Source organism: Niallia sp. Kr1, assembly GCF_050389805.1.
Lineage (GTDB): Bacteria > Bacillota > Bacilli > Bacillales > Cytobacillaceae > Bacillus_BD.
Genome location: NZ_CP130945.1, coordinates 463,563 through 484,981, shown reverse-complemented (window position 1 = coordinate 484,981; position 21,419 = coordinate 463,563). Strand labels below are relative to the sequence as shown.

The 21,419-nt window shown below is 38.1% G+C and carries 18 protein-coding genes; 8 read left to right on the top strand and 10 right to left on the bottom strand.

Translation table 11 applies throughout. The features are described from left to right. Positions 1–150: 150 nt before the first annotated feature. Positions 151–1,371 carry a hemolysin family protein gene (locus Q5760_RS02425; protein ID WP_428910692.1) on the bottom strand — a complete coding sequence of 407 codons (1,221 nt, stop codon included), beginning with the start codon at positions 1,369–1,371 and terminating at the stop codon, positions 151–153. A 329-nt stretch (positions 1,372–1,700) separates the two neighbouring features. Here Q5760_RS02425 and treP point away from each other — a divergent pair, with 329 nt between their 5' ends. From treP to Q5760_RS02395, 6 genes are all read left to right on the top strand, one after another. Then, on the top strand, positions 1,701–3,626 hold the full coding sequence (gene treP, locus Q5760_RS02420) for a PTS system trehalose-specific EIIBC component (protein WP_428910691.1): 1,926 nt from the start codon (positions 1,701–1,703) through the stop codon (positions 3,624–3,626). A 93-nt stretch (positions 3,627–3,719) separates the two neighbouring features. Continuing rightward, on the top strand, positions 3,720–5,381 hold the full coding sequence (gene treC, locus Q5760_RS02415) for an alpha,alpha-phosphotrehalase (RefSeq protein WP_428910690.1): 1,662 nt from the start codon (positions 3,720–3,722) through the stop codon (positions 5,379–5,381). Between the two features lie 12 nt (positions 5,382–5,393). Further along, complete coding sequence (gene treR, locus Q5760_RS02410; protein ID WP_428910689.1) at positions 5,394–6,101, top strand: trehalose operon repressor; 708 nt, start codon at positions 5,394–5,396, stop codon at positions 6,099–6,101. Between the two features lie 86 nt (positions 6,102–6,187). Further along, positions 6,188–7,870: a glycoside hydrolase family 13 protein gene (locus Q5760_RS02405; RefSeq protein WP_428910688.1), complete on the top strand. Its 1,683-nt coding sequence runs from the start codon at positions 6,188–6,190 to the stop codon at positions 7,868–7,870. Positions 7,871–8,054: 184 nt separating this feature from the next. After that, the gene (locus Q5760_RS02400) at positions 8,055–8,432 is read left to right on the top strand and encodes an SET domain-containing protein (RefSeq protein WP_428910687.1); all 378 of its coding nucleotides are present in this window, start codon (positions 8,055–8,057) and stop codon (positions 8,430–8,432) included. A 349-nt stretch (positions 8,433–8,781) separates the two neighbouring features. Next, positions 8,782–9,369, top strand: a complete 588-nt coding sequence (locus Q5760_RS02395) for a hypothetical protein (protein WP_428910686.1) — start codon at positions 8,782–8,784, stop codon at positions 9,367–9,369. Positions 9,370–9,429: 60 nt separating this feature from the next. Here Q5760_RS02395 and Q5760_RS02390 read toward each other — a convergent pair whose 3' ends face one another. Beyond that, positions 9,430–10,347 (bottom strand): diacylglycerol kinase, encoded by a 918-nt coding sequence (locus Q5760_RS02390; protein ID WP_428910685.1) that lies wholly within the window; start codon positions 10,345–10,347, stop codon positions 9,430–9,432. A 428-nt stretch (positions 10,348–10,775) separates the two neighbouring features. After that, positions 10,776–12,119 carry a hemolysin family protein gene (locus Q5760_RS02385; protein ID WP_428910684.1) on the bottom strand — a complete coding sequence of 448 codons (1,344 nt, stop codon included), beginning with the start codon at positions 12,117–12,119 and terminating at the stop codon, positions 10,776–10,778. Positions 12,120–12,387: 268 nt separating this feature from the next. Between Q5760_RS02385 and plsY the strand changes: the two genes are divergently transcribed. Continuing rightward, positions 12,388–12,990 (top strand): glycerol-3-phosphate 1-O-acyltransferase PlsY, encoded by a 603-nt coding sequence (plsY, locus tag Q5760_RS02380; protein ID WP_428910683.1) that lies wholly within the window; start codon positions 12,388–12,390, stop codon positions 12,988–12,990. Positions 12,991–13,054: 64 nt separating this feature from the next. Here plsY and Q5760_RS02375 read toward each other — a convergent pair whose 3' ends face one another. Beyond that, positions 13,055–13,615, bottom strand: coding sequence for a thioredoxin family protein (locus Q5760_RS02375; RefSeq protein ID WP_428910682.1), 561 nt, complete (start codon positions 13,613–13,615; stop codon positions 13,055–13,057). A 259-nt stretch (positions 13,616–13,874) separates the two neighbouring features. Here Q5760_RS02375 and putP point away from each other — a divergent pair, with 259 nt between their 5' ends. Further along, complete coding sequence (gene putP, locus Q5760_RS02370; RefSeq protein ID WP_428910681.1) at positions 13,875–15,368, top strand: sodium/proline symporter PutP; 1,494 nt, start codon at positions 13,875–13,877, stop codon at positions 15,366–15,368. Between the two features lie 350 nt (positions 15,369–15,718). On the opposite strand, the gene gatB is transcribed toward putP, so the two are convergent. The 6 genes from gatB to aceA all read right to left on the bottom strand — a co-directional run bounded on the left by gatB (position 15,719) and on the right by aceA (position 21,391). Then, the gene (gene gatB, locus Q5760_RS02365; protein WP_428910680.1) at positions 15,719–17,146 is read right to left on the bottom strand and encodes an Asp-tRNA(Asn)/Glu-tRNA(Gln) amidotransferase subunit GatB; all 1,428 of its coding nucleotides are present in this window, start codon (positions 17,144–17,146) and stop codon (positions 15,719–15,721) included. Between the two features lie 12 nt (positions 17,147–17,158). Continuing rightward, entirely contained in the window at positions 17,159–18,616 is a 1,458-nt protein-coding gene (gatA, locus tag Q5760_RS02360; RefSeq protein ID WP_428910679.1) for an Asp-tRNA(Asn)/Glu-tRNA(Gln) amidotransferase subunit GatA, read from the bottom strand. 14 nt (positions 18,617–18,630) lie between these two features. Next, positions 18,631–18,921: an Asp-tRNA(Asn)/Glu-tRNA(Gln) amidotransferase subunit GatC gene (gene gatC, locus Q5760_RS02355; protein ID WP_428910678.1), complete on the bottom strand. Its 291-nt coding sequence runs from the start codon at positions 18,919–18,921 to the stop codon at positions 18,631–18,633. A gap of 361 nt (positions 18,922–19,282) precedes the next feature. After that, entirely contained in the window at positions 19,283–19,726 is a 444-nt protein-coding gene (locus Q5760_RS02350) for a YueI family protein (RefSeq protein WP_428910677.1), read from the bottom strand. 97 nt (positions 19,727–19,823) lie between these two features. Further along, on the bottom strand, positions 19,824–20,072 hold the full coding sequence (locus Q5760_RS02345) for a hypothetical protein (RefSeq protein WP_428910676.1): 249 nt from the start codon (positions 20,070–20,072) through the stop codon (positions 19,824–19,826). Between the two features lie 32 nt (positions 20,073–20,104). Next, entirely contained in the window at positions 20,105–21,391 is a 1,287-nt protein-coding gene (gene aceA / locus Q5760_RS02340) for an isocitrate lyase (RefSeq protein WP_428910675.1), read from the bottom strand. Between the last annotated feature and the right edge of the window lie 28 nt (positions 21,392–21,419).

The window sequence follows — 21,419 nt, the reverse complement described above, 5'->3', positions numbered from 1 at the left end:
TAATTTCTTCCTTTACTCATTTTCTTTTTAACTCATTTTGCTACGGAAATTGTAACATAAAACTAGATGCAGCACGAAATAGTGATTGCAGGTTCTAATCAAAAATAAAGAGCCATTTCCTTTTTATAAGGAGATGACTCACCTGACCCTTTATTTAATAATTTGAACCTTTCTAATGGCTCTGTCTTCAACTTCTAGAATTTTAAACGTTAAATTATTTCGCTCTATGACTTGCCCCTCTTCCGGAAACTCAATTATTTCTTTTAACAGGTAGCCCGCAAGAACGTCTTCTTCTTCAGGAATTTCTGTATAAAAAATGGAATTTAAACGATAAAGAGGAATTTTACCATCACAAATGATTTCGGTTTCCGTTAATTTTTCAACCAATCCTTCACCTTCCAGATCGGTTTCATCTTCAATTTCAAACCCAAGCATGGCTTCAATAACATCTTCATGCGTTAGAATTCCTTCTGTTCCCCCGTACTCTTCTAACACAATCGCCATATGTTTTTTTTCTTTTGTCATTTTATTTAATACCCATTCAATCGAATGAAATTCATAGACGATCAAAGGATTCGTATCACAGAATGCTTCCAACGGTTTCTCCGGTTCTGTTGACCAAGAGATTAATTGTTTTGAATGAAAGACCGCAACTATGTCATCAATATTCTCATCATAAACGGGATATCTTGTAAACGGACTTTCCATGACAACCTCCCTTACTTCTTCAAAAGTAGCCGTACATGGGAAAGCAAAAATATCGACTCTTGGTGTCTTCAAAGCATCTTTTACATTTAAGCTGTAAAAATCTAGAACTCCCTTAATACGATGGGATTCTGCCTGATTAAACGTTCCTTCCAAATCAGCAATATCAACCATTGTACGTAGTTCTTCTTTCGATATCGATGCAGCGTTGACCTGACCTTTGGATAATGCTCTTGTAATAAAACCGGTTAACCAATTAAGAACGGTCGTGATCGGTTTAAAAACAATCACAAAGAATCGAATGATCGGATAAACAACAAAGGCAATCCGATCTGGAAACGCAGCTGCTACTGATTTAGGAATCACTTCAGAGAAAATGATAATCGTAATGGTTAGAATTGCAGAAGCAATCCCTACATTGAATCCGTACTGAATCGCAAGCGTTGTCACTAAGGTAGGAAGTAAAATATTAGCTATATTGTTTCCGATTAAAATAGTCGTAATAAATTCACTTGGTTGAGATACTAAATTTAATAGATTTTCCGCCTTTTTATCATTATTATTTGCCTTCGTTTGTAGTCTCATTTTATTAGTAGCTGTCAATGCCGTTTCACTTCCCGAAAAGAAAAATGAAACAAATAATAAAAAAATGATCGCAATGATCACAAAATTTCCTCCCTTTACCTATAAAAGATTTCATATTCAGTATGAATGAATTTTTTAACATTTTCAACTAAGAGCCTAGCTCGCCCAGCATTAGATTGATACGACAATGTTGGTTAGATTTTTTGTTAGATATACATTTTTCCCAAAAAATGAAAACATAAAGTAATTACTAATAGAAAATAACTATAATGATACGCTTAGATCGAGATGAAAATTATGCCAGATGAAAGCATTTGCAAAACTTGTATATACAAGTTATAATAAATGTACAACATGTATATACAAGATAAATAGAATAAGAACAGCAACTAGAAAGAGGGGGGTTACCTATGACTAACCAAAATTTGAAGGAAACCGTATTTGCGCCACTTACTGGTAAAGTGACAGCACTTGAGAATGTTCCGGATCCGACATTTTCTCAAAAAATGATGGGCGACGGTCTTGCGATTGAACCAACAGATGGAAAAGTCGTTTCTCCTGTGGATGGGGAAGTCATTTTAACATTTCCTACCAAACATGCAGTAGGGATAAGAAGTAAATCGGGTATTGAATTTTTAATTCATATAGGTCTAGAAACGGTAAACATGAATGGCGAGGGATTTGAAGTACACGTCGAACAAGGGGACAAAGTAAAAGTCGGTGATCCGCTTGTTACGTTTGACTTGCAATTAATCAAAGAAAAAGCAGCAAGCCATATCACGCCAATTATTATCACCAACGGAGATCGTGTTGCTTCATACGAAAAAACAACCGATAGCACCGTCATTGCTGGTGAGTCTACTTTATTAGAGCTTTCGCTTCAAGGTCAGAATACACCCGTTGACAACCCGGCTGAAAAGAAGAAAGATACTGGGATGCAATACAGCGAAGAAGCACAAAAAATTGTTGAGGCTGTTGGTGGCTTAGAAAACATCAATGCAGCGACACACTGTGTGACAAGACTTCGGTTTGCCTTATCTGACGAAGGAATCGTTGACAAGGAAGCACTTGATAACCTTGACGTCGTTAAAGGTACTTTCTCTGCCAACGGTCAATACCAGATTGTCATTGGGCAAGGAACCGTTGATAAGGTCTATAAAGCAATGGTACATGAAACCGGAATCCAGGAAGCATCAAAGGATGATGTGAAGGCTGCAGGTGGTAACAAGCTAAATCCACTACAGCGTGCCATTAAAACATTAGCTGATATCTTTATTCCAATCCTTCCTGCTATCGTAACAGCCGGTCTACTTCTTGGACTCAATAATATTTTAGTGAATCCTATTTTTACAGACGAATCGATTATCAAGATGTACCCTTCATGGGCGGGTGTGGCTGACATGATTAATGTCATCGCCAGCACAGCATTTACTTTCCTACCTGCATTAATCGGATGGTCTGCAGTGAAACGCTTTGGCGGTAACCCGTTATTAGGAATTGTATTAGGTTTAATCCTTGTTCACCCCGCCTTAATGCCTGCTGGTGATTATGCGATCGCAGCTGCAAAAGGCGAAGCGCCAACATGGAATCTATTCGGACTTGACGTTAATATGATGGGTTATCAAGGACAGGTGCTGCCTGTGTTAGTAGCAGCCTGGGTTTTGGCAACTATCGAAAAATGGCTGAAAAAACGTGTCATTGATTCCTTGCAATTATTAGTGGTTGCACCAATCGCACTCCTTGTGACAGGTTTCTTAGCTTTCATCATCATCGGTCCGGTTACATTTACAATCGGAAGCTGGATAACAGATGGTTTAGTAGCGATTTTTGAAGCAGCACCACTTATTGGTGGTCTTGTCTATGGCTCTTTATATGCACCATTGGTGATCACAGGAATGCACCATACCTTCCTTGCCGTTGATTTACAATTGATCGGAAGCACTGGAACAACATTCTTATGGCCAATTGTTGCGTTATCAAATATTGCTCAAGGTTCAGCTGTCTTCGCGATGTTCTTAGCAGCAAAAAATGAAAAGCTTAAAGGGTTAGCTGGAACGGCTGGAATTTCAGCTTGGTTAGGAGTAACAGAACCTGCTATGTTTGGTGTGAATATCCAATATCGCTATCCATTCATCGCGGCTCTAATTGGAACAGCGATTGCTGGAGCTTTTATTACCCTTAGTAATGTTCAAGCCTCTTCCATTGGTGTTGGGGGAATTCCTGCATTTCTATCCATCGCAAGCGGCATGACCGCCTTCTTGATAGGAATGGTAATTGTCATTGTGATCCCATTCATCATTACATTTTTGATCGCAAAACGAAAAATCAAGAATTAAATATTGTGGCATTCGCACAGTTCTCAGCGAATGCCTACGTCTACTTATATGAAAACTTATTACTTGAAAACATATATGGAGGAATGAAAACACATGAGTGAAGCATGGTGGAAGAAATCCGTCGTCTATCAGATTTACCCAAAAAGTTTTAATGATACAACCGGAAACGGTACCGGAGACATTCAAGGAATTATCTCAAAGTTAGACTATATCCAAAAATTAGGTGTAGATGTCATTTGGCTAACTCCTGTCTACAAATCCCCTCAAAATGATAACGGCTATGATATTAGCGATTATTATTCTATTGAACCGTCCTATGGAACGATGGAGGATTTCCAAGAACTACTCGATGAAACCCATAAACGCGGCATGAAACTCATCATGGACCTCGTAGTGAATCATACCTCTACCTATCATGAATGGTTCCAACAGGCCAAATCATCCAAGGACAACCCTTTCCGTGACTTCTATATTTGGAAGGATGGGACCCATGGTGAAGTCCCGAATAATTGGGTTTCCAAGTTCGGTGGTCCAGCATGGGAATACGATGACCAAACCGGACAATATTACTTACATTTATTCGATAAGACTCAAGCAGACTTAAACTGGGAAAATGAAAAACTGCGCCAAAAGATTTTTGACATGATGCGTTTCTGGGCAGAAAAGGGAATCGATGGATTTAGACTTGATGTCATTAACTTAATTTCGAAAAATCAAGAGTTCCCTAATGATGATATTGGAGATGGACGAAGATTTTATACGGATGGCCCAAGAATTCATGAATACCTACATGAAATGAACCAAAATGTATTTTCAAAATACGATATGCTTACAGTTGGAGAGATGTCTTCCACAACGCTGGACAACTGTGTGTTATACACCAATCCAGAACGAGAAGAATTATCGATGACCTTCCAATTTCATCATTTAAAAGTCGATTATCAGAATGGAGAAAAGTGGACAAAGGCACCGTTTGACTTTTTAAAATTAAAACAGATTCTTTCAGATTGGCAAGTGGGCATGCATGAGGGAAATGGCTGGAATGCCCTGTTTTTATGTAATCACGACCAACCACGAGCTATTTCCCGCTTTGGGGATGACAAGAAGTATCATAAAGAATCAGCCAAAATGCTGGCAACCACCATTCATATGATGCAAGGTACACCTTATATCTACCAAGGAGAAGAATTTGGAATGACCAACCCTAATTTCAACTCCATCGAGCAATATCGGGATGTGGAGTCTTTGAATGCGTACAAAGAAATGCAAGATAAAGGGATGACAGACGAAGAGATTATTGAGATTCTTCAGCAAAAATCACGTGATAATGGACGAACACCGATGCAGTGGTCTGCCGAACACCAAGCCGGATTTACAAGCGGAACACCTTGGTTAGGAGTAGTGGATAATTATCCTGATATAAATGCAGAAAAAGCATTGCAAGATCCCGAATCCATTTTTTATCATTATCAGAAGTTAGTGGATCTACGTAAAAAGTACGATGTAATCACCTACGGGGACTATCAGTTACTTTTTGAGGATCACCCTGAAGTTTTTGCTTATACAAGAAATTGGAATGAAGAAAAGCTATTGGTGATCAGTAATTTCTATGGCAAAGAGATCACAGTTGACTTAGATTTTGAAAACTCTATCTCTCAACCTGAAATTCTGTTATCCAATTATCCCGATTCTCCTAATGAATTAGGTCAAATTGTTCTAAGACCTTATGAATCCATTATTTATTATCTGAAATGATGTGAGAATTGAATGCAAAAGAAATATTTAACGATTTACAATGATTTAGTGAAAAAAATCCAAACCCATGTCTGGCCGGTTTCTTCGATGCTTCCATCCGAGAACGAATTAACCACTCAATACCAGACGTCGCGGGAAACGATTCGAAAAGCGTTGAACCTTTTATCTCAGAATGGATATATCCAAAAAATCCAAGGGAAAGGTTCAGTCGTCATCGATATTCATAAGTTTACTTTTCCCGTATCTGGAATTGAGAGTTATGCAGAACTGACGAAAAAACTAAATTTGAAAAGCAAGACCATTGTACATTCCATTGGCTACTTAGATTCTGAACATGAAATGCTGAATTTTAATTCAGCGGACACTGTTTGGAATGTTGTTCGGATTAGGGAAATAGATGGTGAGAAGATCATCTTGGATAAAGACTATTTTAATGAAACATACGTGCCGCGACTTTCAAAAGAAATCTGTGAGCATTCGATTTATGACTATATAGAGAATGAGTTAGGTCTGGTGATTGGCTTTGCCCAAAAAGAAATTGTCGTAGAGACCCCTACAGTTGAAGACCGTGAGCTACTCGATCTTGAAGGTTTCTCCAATATAGTGGTGATCAGAAGTCAGGTTTATTTGGATGACGCGAAGCTTTTTCAATTTACCGAATCAAGGCATAGACCTGATAAATTTCGCTTTGTGGACTTTGCAAGAAGAGTTAAAAACTAGAGGCTGTCTGAAAAGCAAAAGTGCTAAGCATCCTATTTTGCTTGGCACTTTTGAGATAGCCTCTTTGTGATGGAGGGAATTTTCCTATGGAGAAAAATTGGTGGAAAGAAAGTATCGTATATCAAATATACCCAAGAAGTTTTTATGATAGCAATGGAGATGGAATTGGCGATCTTAAAGGAATAACCAAAAAACTTGATTACCTAAAAGAATTGGGAATTGATGTGATCTGGCTCTCCCCCGTCTATCAATCACCCAATGATGATAATGGCTACGATATTTCTGACTACAAAAGGATTATGGATGAATTTGGAACGATGGATGATTGGGAAACCTTATTGGACGAAATTCATCAACGTGGCATGAAACTCATGATGGACCTTGTTGTCAATCACACCTCTGATGAGCATGAATGGTTCCAAGAATCACGAAAATCTAAAGACAATCCATATCGCGATTACTATATTTGGCGACCTGGCAAAAATGGCAAGGAGCCCAATAACTGGAGATCCTCTTTCGGGGGTTCAGCTTGGGAATATGATGAACATACCGATGAGTATTATTTGCATTTATTTAGTAAAAAACAACCTGATTTAAACTGGGAGAATCCTAAGCTACGACAGGAAATCTATGAAATGATGAGATGGTGGTTGGATAAGGGAATTGATGGTTTTCGCATGGATGTCATCAATTTAATTTCAAAAGTACCTGGCTTGCCTGATGGAGATCTTAAACCAGGGGAAACCTATGCATCCGGTAGTAAATTTTACAGAAACGGTCCGCGTATTCATGAGTTTTTACAAGAAATGAACAGAGAAGTATTGTCAAAATACGATATCATGACCGTTGGCGAAATGCCCGGCGTTGATGTAGAGGAAGCAAAAAAATATACGGGTTATGAGCGAAATGAATTACAGATGGTCTTTACTTTCGAACATATGGGATTAGATTCTGGAAAGAATGGTAAGTGGGACCTTAAACCATTAGCCTTAACAGATTTAAAAGAGAATTTGTCAAAATGGCAAAAGGGCTTGCATGGTACAGGATGGAACAGTCTTTATTGGAATAACCATGACCAACCACGAATTGTTTCCCGTTTTGGAAATGATCAGGAATATCGTGTAGAGTCTGCAAAAATGTTGGCAACTGCCCTCCATATGCTTCAAGGAACACCATACATTTATCAAGGTGAAGAATTCGGGATGACAAACGTCCGTTTTCCTTCGATTAAAGATTACAGAGATATTGAAACACTGAATATGTATCACGAAAAAGTGGTAGAAGAAAATGCCAATCACAATCAAGTGATGGAATCCATCTATGTCAAAAGTAGAGATAATGGACGGACCCCTTTCCAATGGAATGATCAGCCATCTTCAGGTTTCACAACGGGTGAGCCTTGGATAAAGGTAAATCCGAATTATAAAGAGATTAATGCTGATAAAGCCGTTAATGATGAAAACTCCATTTTTCATTATTATAGACAATTAATTAGGTTAAGAAAACAGCATCCTATTATCGTATATGGTGACTATCAGTTGATATTACCGGATCATGATCAAATTTTTGCCTACCTCCGTACGTACAAAAAAGAAAAATTATTGGTTATCACGAACTTCAGTGCAAAATCTGTTGTATTCCAAATACCAGAAAACATTGAGTTTTGTTCTAAAAAACAGTTAATTAGTAACTATAAAAAAGAGGACATTCCTCATGTAAATAACCTAACATTAAACCCATACGAAGCTATCGTTTATTTAGGGGAATGAAACAGGGGGACGGTTCTCTTTGTTTCACCCTATAATTGAAACGTGGGGGCGTTCCTCTTTGTTTCACCTAACCTTATGAAACAGGGAGAACCGTCCCCCTGTTTCATAAGGGTTGCATTTCTCGCTATTATAGTGCAAACTAAATCAAAAAGATTGAATGACGGAAGATTTAAGGAGATAAAATATGATCGAAGTAAAAACTTCAACAGTAAGTGACGGGGAATTGAATCGTGGGGTATTTGCAACGAAGGATATTGCCAAGGGGACACTTTTTCATCAGGCACCAGTAATTCCCTATCCAAACAAGGAACATGTTCATATCGAAAAAACACTACTTGCTGATTATGCATTTGAATATGGCAAAAACCATACAGCATTTGTGCTAGGTTACGGAATGCTATTCAACCATTCCTACACTCCTAATGCTACCTATGATATTAACTTTGAAAATCACAGCTTCGACTTTTTTGCTTATAAGGATATTAAAGCAGGAGAAGAAATTTTTATTAATTACAACGGAGATGTCGATGACCAAGAACCACTTTGGTTTAATCAAGAATAATTTTTAAGATTCATCTTAGCTTTCATCTACATGATGGAGGCTTTTTTTGACTCAAAATTAAGGTTTAGTGTCTTCACGCCACCATAATTGTCCATTATTTTGCAATAATGTAATTTAAGTCACTGTTATAAATACCCTACCTATTTTTGTCTTTTTTGCGAACGGTTTCATCCTTGATGTTAAAGGAAAAATTCCATTTTTGACAAATTTATGTTGTGAAATTATGAGCATTCTTTGAACACACTCCGAGTTATATTGATAAATCTTTCACAAATTATATAATTTATGTATAAGTTCTCACAACTTATAAAAATATAACTTTTTTTAAAAAAAAGGGAGATGTCAAGAGATGAAAAAATTTTTATCATTGGCTTTAGCATTAGGACTTGTTGGAGTATTTGCGGGCTGTTCAAACGATGATGGCGCAGCAGAAGATACTACAAAAGAAACTACTACTGAATCAACAGCAGCCCAGAGCACTGGTGAGGTTAAAATGGGCGTTATTAATGGTGCCCCACACGGTGACAAATCTTTCGGTATCGCAGCTGTAACATTAGAAGGAGATAAGATTGTATCCTCTTATGTCGATGAATTCCAATTTATGGATCCTGCTACTAGCAAAGGTGTTCCAAATGCTGATAAAACTTTCGGTGAAGCTTTTAAAGATTCTGGTAAAGTATTAGCTTCTAAAAATGAAAACGCTGAACAATATAGCAAAAACATGGCTGAAAAAGCCGGAGCTACTAACACTCTTGATGAGAACATGGCTGCTATCCATGAATTTGTAAAAGGCAAAACCGTTGCTGAATTAGAAGAAGTATTAAAAGAAAACGAAGCTAAACCTGAAGGAATGGTTGACGTTGTAAGTGGATCTACATTAGCTGATACTTATGGTTATGTTAAATTCATCGTTGAAGCTGCAAAAGCTGCAGAATAATAATTGCATACGGAAAAGGATCGAGCGGAAATGGTTCGATCCTTTTTATCTATCTATTGGTTAAAACTCAGGACGGTCTTCAGAACGAATTTTATCAATCGGTACAAAGCAATCTAAATGGCGGTATAAATTAACGAACTCTGCAGGTAATAACCCACCAAACTCACCATCCAAATTTAATTGAACCTTATCTTCAGATGTCACTTTAATACGATTCGCTTTCGTGTAGATGACCTTTGGATCATGAATATGCTCACCACGAAGAGCGAGGGTAGCAATTCGAATAAAGTCAGCTAAATTGGTTTGTTTTAATATAAGAAGTGAGAACATACCATCATTAATCGATGAATTAGGTGATAACTTTTCAAATCCACCAATGGAATTTGTTAAACCGACGAGAAAGAGCATGGTTTCTCCCTCAAAAAGCTTCCCATCATATTCAATTCGAAGTTGTGTAGCCTTAAGAGAAGGAAGCATTTCAATCCCTTTTAAATAATAGGCCAATTGACCAAGCATCGTTTTTAGTTTAATGGGAACATCGTACGTTAGCTCCGTTAGACGTCCTCCACCAGCAATATTAATAAAATATCGGTCATTCATTCGACCAATATCAATCGGGATTGTATCTCCTTTTGCAATCACTTCAGCAGCCCCAACGATATCTCGTGGGATTTGTAGTGCTCTAGCAAAATCATTGGTTGTCCCTACAGGAATGATTCCAATCTTCGGTCGATACTCTTGTTCAGCCAATCCGTTTACAACTTCATTAATCGTTCCATCTCCACCAGCGGCCACGACTAAATCATAGCGACGTTCAACCGCTAATCTAGCTTCCTCTGTCGCATCTCCAGCACCTGTTGTTGCATGGGCAGAGGTTTCATATCCTGCATTTTCGAGAATTTCAAGAACATCTGGTAAATTTCGCTTAATTGCCTCTCTTCCAGAAGTCGGATTATAAATAATTCTAGCCCTTTTCATACCCATCATCCTATATTGAACTTTATCAGTTACAACGTATTTTAATTACTAATTTCCCTTAATATCATAACGAAAAGAAACCAACTTAGCAATTTTTTGCACGTCTAATGGCTTAAATTTCCTTGTGATTTCTAGGTCTTTTAACTAATCAATCGTTTGTTTAAGATCTATGTTTGTGAGCACAACCATCTAATCAATCGTTTGATTAAAGGATATGTTCGACCTTTCAGGATTAATCAACTGTTTGTTTAAGGGCTCTGTTCGCCTTTATTGCTAATCTAACCTAAATATAAGGGAATTATTTCATTTAATTCTTAATCAAACGTTTGATTGATTGCTTTGTTCGGAATAACTTTTTAAAATAAAAAATCTTAACCACCCCTACTAAGGATTGATTAAGATTTATGTTGATTCTTCTATGATCGAATCTATGCTTTAACCTCTTCTTTTTCACTAGCGATATCTTCGTTATGTTCTTGTATCGTTACAAGTACCTGTTCAATTCGGTTTTCCGATACTTCTTTTACCTCAAAGAGTAGATCCTGATACGTAATAACTGGTCGTTCTTGAGTTGATGGGATATAACCTATTTCACTAATAAGAAAACCATTGAGTGTATCAAAATCGTCTATTGGTAAATCAACCTTTAAGATATCCTTTAATTTATATAGATTGGTAACACCCTCTATCGCATATTGATTAGGAGAGAGTTGTCTAATTTCCTCTTCATCAGGTCCGTCAATCTCACTAGAGATTTCCCCTACAATTTCCTCTATAACATCCTCAATCGTAATTAACCCTTCTGTACCGCCGTATTCATCCAAAACGATTGCAATATGAACATTATTCTTTTTCATATCTGTAAATAAAGTATCAATCGATTGTGTTTCAAGGACAAAATAGGGTTTACGAATTAGTTCTCTTAAATCAAAAGCTTTATCATTGTCCTTACTCATAAATTGAAATAAATATTTCACGTGAAAGATCCCAATGATATTATCTATATCCCCCTCATAAACGGGAAATCTCGTATACCTTTCTAAATTGACGATTTCCACCGTTTCTTCCAAGCTTGCATCAATAGGAAGGGCCACCATGTCCGTACGGTGTGTCACAATATCTGAAACCGATTTATCATTGAATTCAAAGATATTATGGATCATGAGCTTTTCTTCAGCTTGAATCGTCCCACGTTCGCTTCCGACATCAATCATCATTCGAATTTCCTCTTCTGTTGCTTCCTCACCTTTTGCATTGGGGTCCACACCGAACAAGCGAATAATCGAATTTGTAGAAAAGGTCAGAAATTTCACAACAGGTAAACATAGTTTGAATAATAAAGTCAGGGGTGGAGCCGCAAGGTTTGCGATCGATTCTGCCTTTTGCAAAGCAAGCTGCTTTGGTACTAGTTCCCCAAACACTAATGTAAAATAGGATAGCAAAATGGTAATCACAACTACAGATGCTGTTTGTAACACCGATAATTCAATTGGAACTCCTAAATCAAATAATGCTTGAGCAAGCGGACCCGCAAAGAAATCAGCCGCAAACGCACTGGCTAAAAACCCAGCTAATGTTATCCCAATTTGGATGGTACTCAAGAATCGGCTAGGTTCAGAAATGAGGTTATAGATTAATTTTGCTTTTTTGTCCCCCTCTTCAGCAAGTCGTTTTATTTTGTTATCATTTAATCCGACCAATGCCATTTCAGAAGCAGCAAAAAAGGCATTAAATAAAATTAATACAATCAGTGTAACAATCGCGATCGTCAAAAAAGGCCCCTCCATTATATAATCAGAATCTTACAAGTTATCAAAATCACATTAGTCATTTATAAAATTATATATTTAAACATATAGTTTAATCAATTAAAAAGGTGTGGGGGGGTAAAAAATGCGTGCCAGGCACCTTACATTATTTGGTAATTTGAGACTCCACACCTACATGAATTTGGAAAACGAGATTAGAAAAAATACTATTATTTTGCTTTTTTTCATATCATAATAGAATGGAACAAGCTAGATTGAAAGGGGGGAGCAAATGCTGCTTTATATTCTAGCCTACCTACTCGGATCGATTCCTACTGCTTTAATCATTGGAAGAGTCTTTTTTGGAATTGATATTCGTGAGCACGGCAGTAATAATCCGGGTGCAACCAATTCTCTAAGAGTATTAGGGAAAAAGGCAGGCATTGTCGTTCTACTAGTGGATGTAGGAAAAGGGGCACTTGCCGCTTCATTGCCACTTATCTTTGAAACAAATATCAGTCCACTTCACTTGGGACTAATAGCTGTAATCGGGCATTGTTTTCCAATTTTTGCGGGATTCAGAGGAGGAAAAGCGATTGCAACCATAGCTGGCGCTTTACTAGTCGCTAACCCTCCATTGTTTTTAATTGCGTATCTTTCATTTTTTCTCGTCATCTTAATCTCGAAATATGTATTCTTTGGCTCAATATCTGTCGGACTTATCCTATACTTATATACCATCATGAAGCCAGGTTCGGAGAATGATATTCTATTACTCCTATTCTTATTATTACTTATCTTTTTACATCGGACAAACATTCGAAATTTTATCCAACGCAAAGAACCTAAGATTACAGATAAGAACTTAATCAATGATCGAATTAAGCCGGTTTAAGGATACACGAAGAGAGGGACCTCATTTGCCATGATGGTCCCCCGTCCTTTGAGTCACTATATGATTATGAAATCTTCGATAATGTGCTCAGTATGCTATCGGCAACGGCATGCCATAATTCTTCCTCTACTTGGTAACGTTCACCTAATCCTTTGTATAATGCCATTTGCTTTTCTTTAAAATCCGGATCATCTTGACTTGGCAATTTACCAAGTTCACTTGTTACTAGTTCTTGCAATTTTGGCGCTCTTGGACCCCATACTGCTTTTTCTTCCCCATTTTCATTAATAAAAATAAAGATTGGAATCGATCTTGAAGTTCCATTTGTTAAATATTGGTCCATTAATTCAAGGTTTTGATCTCTCAGGATAAACCGAACGTCTATGTTGGCCTCTTCGGCAATTCGTAACAAGATTGGATTGTTTAACATGGCGTCCCCACACCAGTCCTCAGAAATGACAATGACTTTTAATCCGTGGTTTTTTAACGTTTGTGTACGTTCTCTTTCCGATTCATTTAAAGCAAATTGATTATAAATATGTTGCATTTTTTCCTTATTTACATTCATCCCCATAATATACTCATCTTTTGTTAACCCTTTTTCAAACCACTGCTTTAAATCCAAGATTTCCACATCCTTACTATTAATTAGTATTCATTCATTTCTATTTTGCCTGTTCTCACCGCCCAATATCAAATTTTCAGCCTAACAAAACATCTAGCCTATTTAGTGATTTTATACTATTATATAGAAATAACTATTTTCACATAATAAACAAGTAATTTCGCCATTTCTTTACTTATTTATAACGATTAAACGCATTCAAAAAAATCAGGAACTTATGATTTTTTTAACAATATCTAATAGTAAAAGGGGAAAGACGATGTCTGATGAAACATATCAATTAATATCGATTATTATTTATTTAGCCATTATGTTATATGTTGGTTGGTATTCATACAAAAAAACGAGCAATTTAACGGATTATATGCTTGGTGGACGTTCACTCGGACCTGCTGTAACCGCACTTAGTGCAGGGGCTGCAGATATGAGTGGATGGCTGCTAATGGGGTTACCAGGTGGAATTTATGTAACAGGTCTTGCTGATGCTTGGATTGCGGTCGGACTTACACTAGGTGCTTATGCGAACTGGTTCTTCGTTGCTCCTCGACTTCGTTCCTATACACAAGTAGCCAATGATTCTATTACCATTCCTAGCTATTTAGAAAATCGTTTCAAAGATTCAACAAAACTACTCAGAATCGTAGCTGGACTTGTCATTTTAATTTTCTTTACCTTCTACGTTTCATCAGGAATGGTTTCCGGTGGTGTATTCTTTGAATCTTCTTTCGGGGTTGATTACACAGTAGGTTTACTCATTGTTGCTGGCGTAACGATTGCCTATACTCTATTTGGCGGTTTCCTTGCGGTAAGTTATACCGACTTTCTTCAAGGGTTAATGATGTTAGTCGCTCTTATTCTAGTACCTTCTATTGCCATCTTCCATACAGGAGGACCTGCTGAAACTTTTAATACGATCCATACGATTGATCCAACATTACTTGATTTATTTAAAGGTACTACCTTTGTAGGGATTATTTCGGCTTTGGCATGGGGGCTTGGTTATTTTGGACAACCTCATATTATTGTACGGTTTATGGCCATTAAAACGATTAAAGAAACGAAAAGTGCTCGTCGAATCGGGATGGGTTGGATGATATTCTCTTTAATTGGAACAATGTTAACCGCTTTAGTTGGAATTGCCTTTTTTGAGAAAAATACGCAATACACTCTAGATAATCCTGAAGCTGTTTTCCTTACCTTAGGTCAAATTATTTTTCATCCTTTAATCGCTGGTTTCTTATTAGCTGCTGTTCTTGCTGCGATTATGAGTACGATTTCTTCCCAGTTAATCGTTACATCAAGTGCTCTTGTAGAAGATTTATATAAAGTCCTGTTAAGAAAAAACGGTACTGACAAAGAATATGTCTTTCTAGGGAGAATCGCCGTACTAGTTGTTGCTGTAGTTGCTTTTCTGCTAGCCCTTAATCCAGATAGTACGATTTTAGACCTTGTTGCTTATGCTTGGGCAGGTTTCGGTGGTTCGTTTGGTCCCATTATTCTTTTAAGTTTATTCTGGAGAAAAATGACCAGTTGGGGTGCCCTTTCTGGAATGGTCACTGGAGCTATAACCGTTATTGTATGGGCAAACTTAACCGAATCAGGTGTGATTCCATTTTCATTATATGAAATTGTACCAGGGTTCATCATCAATCTCGTATTCTCTATCGTCGTTAGTTTATTAACCTATAAACGTAATGAAACGATTGAACAAGAATTTGATGCCACTATTCGTTTGTTAAATAAAGAAAAATAATATAAACAAAAGCCGACATATTTGTCGGCTTTTGTTTGTCTTTTCCTGGGAAATTTATCGTTATTTTGTCGGAAATAAGAAAAGCGGAAGCGCCTTGCTCACCCCCGATAAAGAAAACTCTCCGAATGGCAAGCCTTTAGGCGAAGACAGAGGAGTAGTTGCACTTATGCCGGTACGGCCAAGCACAAGACGAGCCGGCATGAAGATTGTACTTTAATCTTCTTGACGGATTGTCTTGTGACCTCGAGGGGGTAGGCGCTGGAGCTAGACATTAATCTGACTAAAGAAGCATATACTTTCTACATTTTAAAGAAAAGCGCCAGGAAACAAAGTTTCCTAGCGCTTATTTTTTATAGCTTATCTAATTCTTCTACAATTATTTTATTAACCATTTGTGGGTTAGCTTGTCCTTTAGACGCCTTCATAACTTGGCCTACTAATGAACCTACCGCTTTCTTCTTCCCATTCTTATAGTCTTCAACTGATTTTGGATTATTGGCAATCGCTTCTGTTACCCATTGTAATAAGGCACCTTCGTCTGATACTTGAACAAGGCCTTTTTCTTTTACAATTTGTTCGGCATCTCCACCGTTTTCAATTAACTCTTTGAATACCGTTTTTGCGATTTTCGAAGAAATTGTACCATCCACAATTAATTTAATCATTCCTGCTAAACCTTCAGGCGTTAAAGCAACCTCGTCTAATTCCTTCTGCTCGGCATTCAGGTAGGCTGATACATCCCCCATAATCCAGTTCGATGCAAGTTTCGCATCTGCACCAGCTGCAACTGTTGCCTCAAAGAAATCAGACGTTTCTTTCGTTACCGTTAAAACAGCTGCATCATAAGCTGGTAATCCCAATTCTTCTACATAGCGCTTTTGGCGTGCATCTGGCAACTCTGGGATTTCTGCTTGTACACGAGCCTTCCACTCTTCATCAATAAAGATATCTAAAAGATCCGGCTCTGGGAAATAACGATAATCATCCGATCCTTCTTTGACACGCATTAAAATGGTTGTATTGCTTGCTTCATCAAAGCGACGTGTTTCTTGTTCAATCACACCGCCAGAACGAAGAACTTGGGCCTGTCTTTTTTCTTCATACTCTAGGCCTTTACGAACAAAGTTGAAAGAGTTCAAGTTCTTTAACTCGGTTTTGGTTCCGAATTCTTTTTGCCCAACAGGTCTTAAGGAAATATTCGCATCACAACGAAGAGATCCTTCTTCCATTTTACAATCAGATACACCTGTGTATTGAATAATCGACTTTAATTTTTCCAAATAGGCATAGGCTTCATTTGGTGTACGAATATCCGGCTCCGACACGATCTCGATTAACGGTGTTCCTTGGCGGTTATAATCACATAAGGAATATGTACCTTCGTGATTTAATTTACCCGCATCTTCTTCTAAGTGAATGCGCGTAATACCAATTTTCTTTTTATACCCGTCCACTTCAATTTCAATCCAACCATGTTCACCAATTGGCTTATCAAATTGTGAGATTTGATAAGCTTTTGGGTTATCTGGGTAAAAGTAATTTTTTCGGTCAAATTTCGTATGTGATGCCACTTGGCAATTTAACGCCATACATGCTTTCATTCCGAAATCAACAACTTTTTTATTTAACACAGGTAGTACACCTGGATAACCTAGTTCGATTACAGATGTGTTTGTATTAGGCTCTGCTCCAAATTGATTGGGGCTTGCTGAAAAGATTTTTGAGTCAGTTTTTAATTCAACGTGGACTTCAAGTCCAATGACAGTTTCAAATTCCAATGGTCTCCCCCCTTACAATCCAGGTTTTTGCTTATGATGATCCGTTGCTTGCTCAAATGCATGAGCCACACGGTAAACGGTACTTTCATCAAAGTGTTTTCCGATAATTTGTAATCCAAGTGGTAATCCATTCGCAAATCCACATGGTACAGAGATTCCTGGTACCCCTGCAAGGTTTACTGGAATCGTTAAAATATCATTCGCATACATCGTTAATGGATCTGAGACTTTTTCGCCAATCTTAAATGCCGGTGTTGGAGTTGTTGGGCCCACGATGACATCATATTTTTGGAAGACATCTTCAAAATCCTTTTTGATCAATGTACGAGCTTTTTGTGCCTTTTTATAATAAGCATCATAATATCCAGAGCTTAGTGCGAACGTTCCAAGCATAATTCTACGCTTTACTTCATCTCCAAAACCTTCTGCTCTTGAATTTTTATACAAGTCCATGAGGCTTTCAGAGTTTGGTGAACGATAGCCATAGCGAACTCCATCAAAACGAGCTAAGTTAGCAGATGCTTCTGAAGAAGAGAGTAAATAATAAGTGGCTAACGCATATTTTGAATGCGGCAGCGAAACTTCTTCCCACTCTGCTCCTAATTTTTCTAAAACTTTTAACGCCTCTAATACGGAATTTCGGGCTTCTTCTCCGACACCCTCACCTAAGTATTCTTTCGGTACGGCAATTTTTAAGCCTTTAATATCACCTGTTAGAGCATTAGTGAAATTTGGAACTTCTACATTTGCAGACGTAGAATCCATTGGATCTAGTCCGGAAATAGCTTGCAATAAGTAGGCATTGTCCTCAACTGTTCTTGTAATTGGACCAATTTGGTCTAATGAAGAAGCAAATGCCACTAACCCATATCGAGATACACGGCCATAAGTTGGTTTTAACCCAACTACACCACAAAATGCAGCCGGTTGTCGAATTGAACCGCCTGTATCAGAACCTAGTGAAAAAAGTACTTCCCCTGCTGCTACAGAAGCTGCAGAACCGCCCGAAGAACCACCTGGTACCGTTTCTAAATTCCAAGGGTTTTTTGTTTTTTGATAGTAAGAATTTTCTGTAGATGATCCCATGGCAAACTCGTCCATGTTTAATTTACCAATAGTAATCGTTTCTGCTTTATGTAAATGATCAACGACTGTTGCGTTATAAATAGGGTCAAAATTTTCAAGAATTCTGCTTGCACAAGTTGTTCTCAAATCTTTTGTAACAATATTATCTTTCACGCCAATCGGCATTCCAAATAATAGACCCTTTGATTCGTCGGTGCCAATCTTTTCGTCTAATTTCTTTGCTGCATTGCGTGCGTTTTCTTCGTCTAATGTTAAAAATGCCTGCACCTTGTCTTCTACCTCTTGAATTCGCTTATACGATTCATCAACAAGATCAGACACTGTGATTTCTTTTTTTTGTAACAGAGCATGTAAATCTGCTACCTTTTGATCAAACAAACTCACCGTGTCTCCTCCTCTTACTCAATAATGGCCGGAACTTTAATTTGCCCATTTTCATGATCTGGGGCATTTTTCAAGACTTCTTCTACTGGTAGACCTGGTTTTGGAACATCCTCACGGAAAACATTTTTCATATCTAAGACGTGTGAAGTCGGTTCTACGTTATCTGTATCCAGCTCATTCAGTTGTTCAGCAAATGTAATAATCGCATCCAGTTGCTGAGACATCTTTTCAGCCTCTTCCTCCGTAATCGCAAGTCTAGCTAAATTCGCAACATGCTTCACTTCATCGATTGTAATTCTAGTCATTATGGTCACCTCCAAAATTAAAAGCGTAAGCGCCTTGCCCAGCGACGTATGGACTAACTTGCACAGGATGTGCTGATACCGACGTTCGCAACAGGACGTTGCGGTTTTTAGTCGGCGTTTCTTCCCCCTCCTTGTAATACAGGAAACATGATGAACACAACAATGTGAATCGATACTGTTGCAATCGTGGAGGAAGGATGGGAGGTCCACTTTTTTGCGCTAGGCGCTGGAGCTAGATAACTATCTATGTTCAGTATAGTTAGTAATACACAATAATATTGATAATATCAAACTTTAAAGGGCTAAACAAGATTTAACGGCACTGAACCAACGTCAATGCCGGCAACTTTTTTTAGCAGGATTATTTACGTTTTTTAAAAAAGGAAAATAACCCTTTTTTCTTTTTCGGTTGTGGTTCTATATTTACCTTTATATCCTTTTTTGTAACATAAATTTCATCTTTATTAACCGCATCTTCATGTGTTAAGACAAGTCCGATTTCTGTTTGATGTTCTTGATTCCTTACAATGGTAAAGGGGATTTGATTTTGGTTGGCGATCCCAATATATTTTGATAAAAAGCGATAGTCGATCTCTCCATTTAATAATAACTGTAGCTTTGGATATCTTTTCATCGCCTGCTCTACTTCTTTATAGAGGTCTTTCTCCATCACTTGTGCCTTCGTTAAGGCTATTTCGATTCTTTCCCGTAAGGTCCCTAGAAATTGCCTTCGTTCGTCAGGATTGATTTCCTTAGGACCATACATCCCTTGGTTTAGATATTCCTCTAGCTTTGATTCACTCAAGACAACACCCCCTTCTCTCCTAATATTAAGTATATGATCAGTCCGAAACAAGTGATATGCGTAAAGAACTAGTTTTATATAACACTGAATTTTCATCCTATCTTATCATGTCCATTCGATTTCTGCTTATGGACTTTTTTGGTGAATTTTTCTGTTTTGTCCTTGAGAATTCATCTGAGACTTCTTTTAACAAAATCATCCGTTTTTGTCCTTGAGACCACTCATCAGAGACTTCTTTTAGCAAAATTATCCGTTTTTGTCCTTGAGACCCCTCATCAGAGACTTCTTCTAACAAAATCATCCCTTTTTGTCCTTGAGGATTCCCCTCATGGACAAAAAAATCCAAAACCCCCTCTTCAAAGAAAAGGGGGCTAAAGATTACTTAGAATCCGAAGAGAATTGTTCTGCTTCTGTTGAGCCTTCTAATGCCGTTGTAGAAGAAGTACCGCCTGTTACCACCATCGACACTTGGTCGAAGTAACCTGTTCCTACCTCACGTTGGTGTCTTGTTGCTGTATATCCGTATTTCTCACTGTCAAATTCAGCTTGCTGTAATTGCGAGTATGCAGCCATTCCGTAATCTTTATAGCCACGAGCAAGTTCAAACATGCCGTGATTTAAGGAATGGAACCCAGCAAGTGTAACGAATTGGAATTTATAACCCATCTTTGCAATTTCCTCTTGGAAAGTTGCAATCGTCTCCTCATCGAGCTTTTTCTTCCAGTTGAAAGACGGCGAGCAGTTATAAGCCAACATTTTCCCTGGGAACTTTTCATGAATCGCCTCAGCAAAACGTCTTGCCTCCTCAAGATTTGGCTCAGATGTTTCACACCAGATTAAATCTGCATATGGTGCATAAGCTAGACCGCGCGCGATTGCTTGGTCAAGTCCTGATTGTGTACGATAGAATCCTTCGGGTGTTCTTTCTCCTGTAATAAACGGTGCATCATATGGATCCACATCACTCGTAATTAAATCTGCTGCATTCGCATCAGTTCTAGCAATTAAGAGCGTTTGCGTTCCCATTACGTCTGCGGCAAGGCGAGCTGCGATTAAGTTTTTAACTGCCGTTTGCGTTGGTAAAAGAACCTTTCCACCAAGATGCCCACATTTCTTTTCAGAGGAAAGTTGGTCCTCAAAGTGAACCCCTGCTGCACCTGCTTCAATCATCCCCTTCATTAATTCGAAACAGTTTAACTGTCCTCCAAATCCAGCCTCTGCATCTGCTACAATCGGTTGGAACCAATCGATCGAATCATCGCCTTCAAGATGATGGATTTGGTCCGCTCGCTGCAAAGCTTGATTAATTCGCTTTACTACACTAGGCACACTGTTTGCTGGATACAAACTTTGGTCTGGATACATATGTCCGGATAGGTTTGCATCGGCTGCGACCTGCCAGCCACTTAAATAGATTGCTTTAAGACCAGCTTTTACTTGTTGAACGGCTTGATTTCCTGTTAACGCTCCAAGCGCCCGGACAAAATTCTCTTCATGAAGGTAATTCCAAAGCTTTTCTGCCCCTCTTTTTGCAAGTGTATGTTCAATATCAATAGAGCCTCTTAATCCAATCACATCTTCTGCACTGTATGGTCTTTCGATTCCTTTCCAGCGCTCGTCATGATTCCAGCTATTTGTTAACTCTTGAATTCTACGATTTGACATTGATATCCATCCCCTTTGTATTTTTTAA

What these genes read in the sequence shown, in the direction of transcription:
- Q5760_RS02390 (WP_428910685.1), bottom strand. Translation starts at nt 10,347, where the DNA reads ATGAAAAGGGCTAGAATTATTTATAATCCGACTTCTGGAAGAGAGGCA.
- gatC (WP_428910678.1), bottom strand. Translation starts at nt 18,921, where the DNA reads ATGACTAGAATTACAATCGATGAAGTGAAGCATGTTGCGAATTTAGCT.
- putP (WP_428910681.1), top strand. Translation starts at nt 13,875, where the DNA reads ATGTCTGATGAAACATATCAATTAATATCGATTATTATTTATTTAGCC.
- Q5760_RS02395 (WP_428910686.1), top strand. Translation starts at nt 8,782, where the DNA reads ATGAAAAAATTTTTATCATTGGCTTTAGCATTAGGACTTGTTGGAGTA.
- treC (WP_428910690.1), top strand. Translation starts at nt 3,720, where the DNA reads ATGAGTGAAGCATGGTGGAAGAAATCCGTCGTCTATCAGATTTACCCA.
- Q5760_RS02400 (WP_428910687.1), top strand. Translation starts at nt 8,055, where the DNA reads ATGATCGAAGTAAAAACTTCAACAGTAAGTGACGGGGAATTGAATCGT.
- plsY (WP_428910683.1), top strand. Translation starts at nt 12,388, where the DNA reads ATGCTGCTTTATATTCTAGCCTACCTACTCGGATCGATTCCTACTGCT.
- treP (WP_428910691.1), top strand. Translation starts at nt 1,701, where the DNA reads ATGACTAACCAAAATTTGAAGGAAACCGTATTTGCGCCACTTACTGGT.
- treR (WP_428910689.1), top strand. Translation starts at nt 5,394, where the DNA reads ATGCAAAAGAAATATTTAACGATTTACAATGATTTAGTGAAAAAAATC.
- Q5760_RS02405 (WP_428910688.1), top strand. Translation starts at nt 6,188, where the DNA reads ATGGAGAAAAATTGGTGGAAAGAAAGTATCGTATATCAAATATACCCA.
- aceA (WP_428910675.1), bottom strand. Translation starts at nt 21,391, where the DNA reads ATGTCAAATCGTAGAATTCAAGAGTTAACAAATAGCTGGAATCATGAC.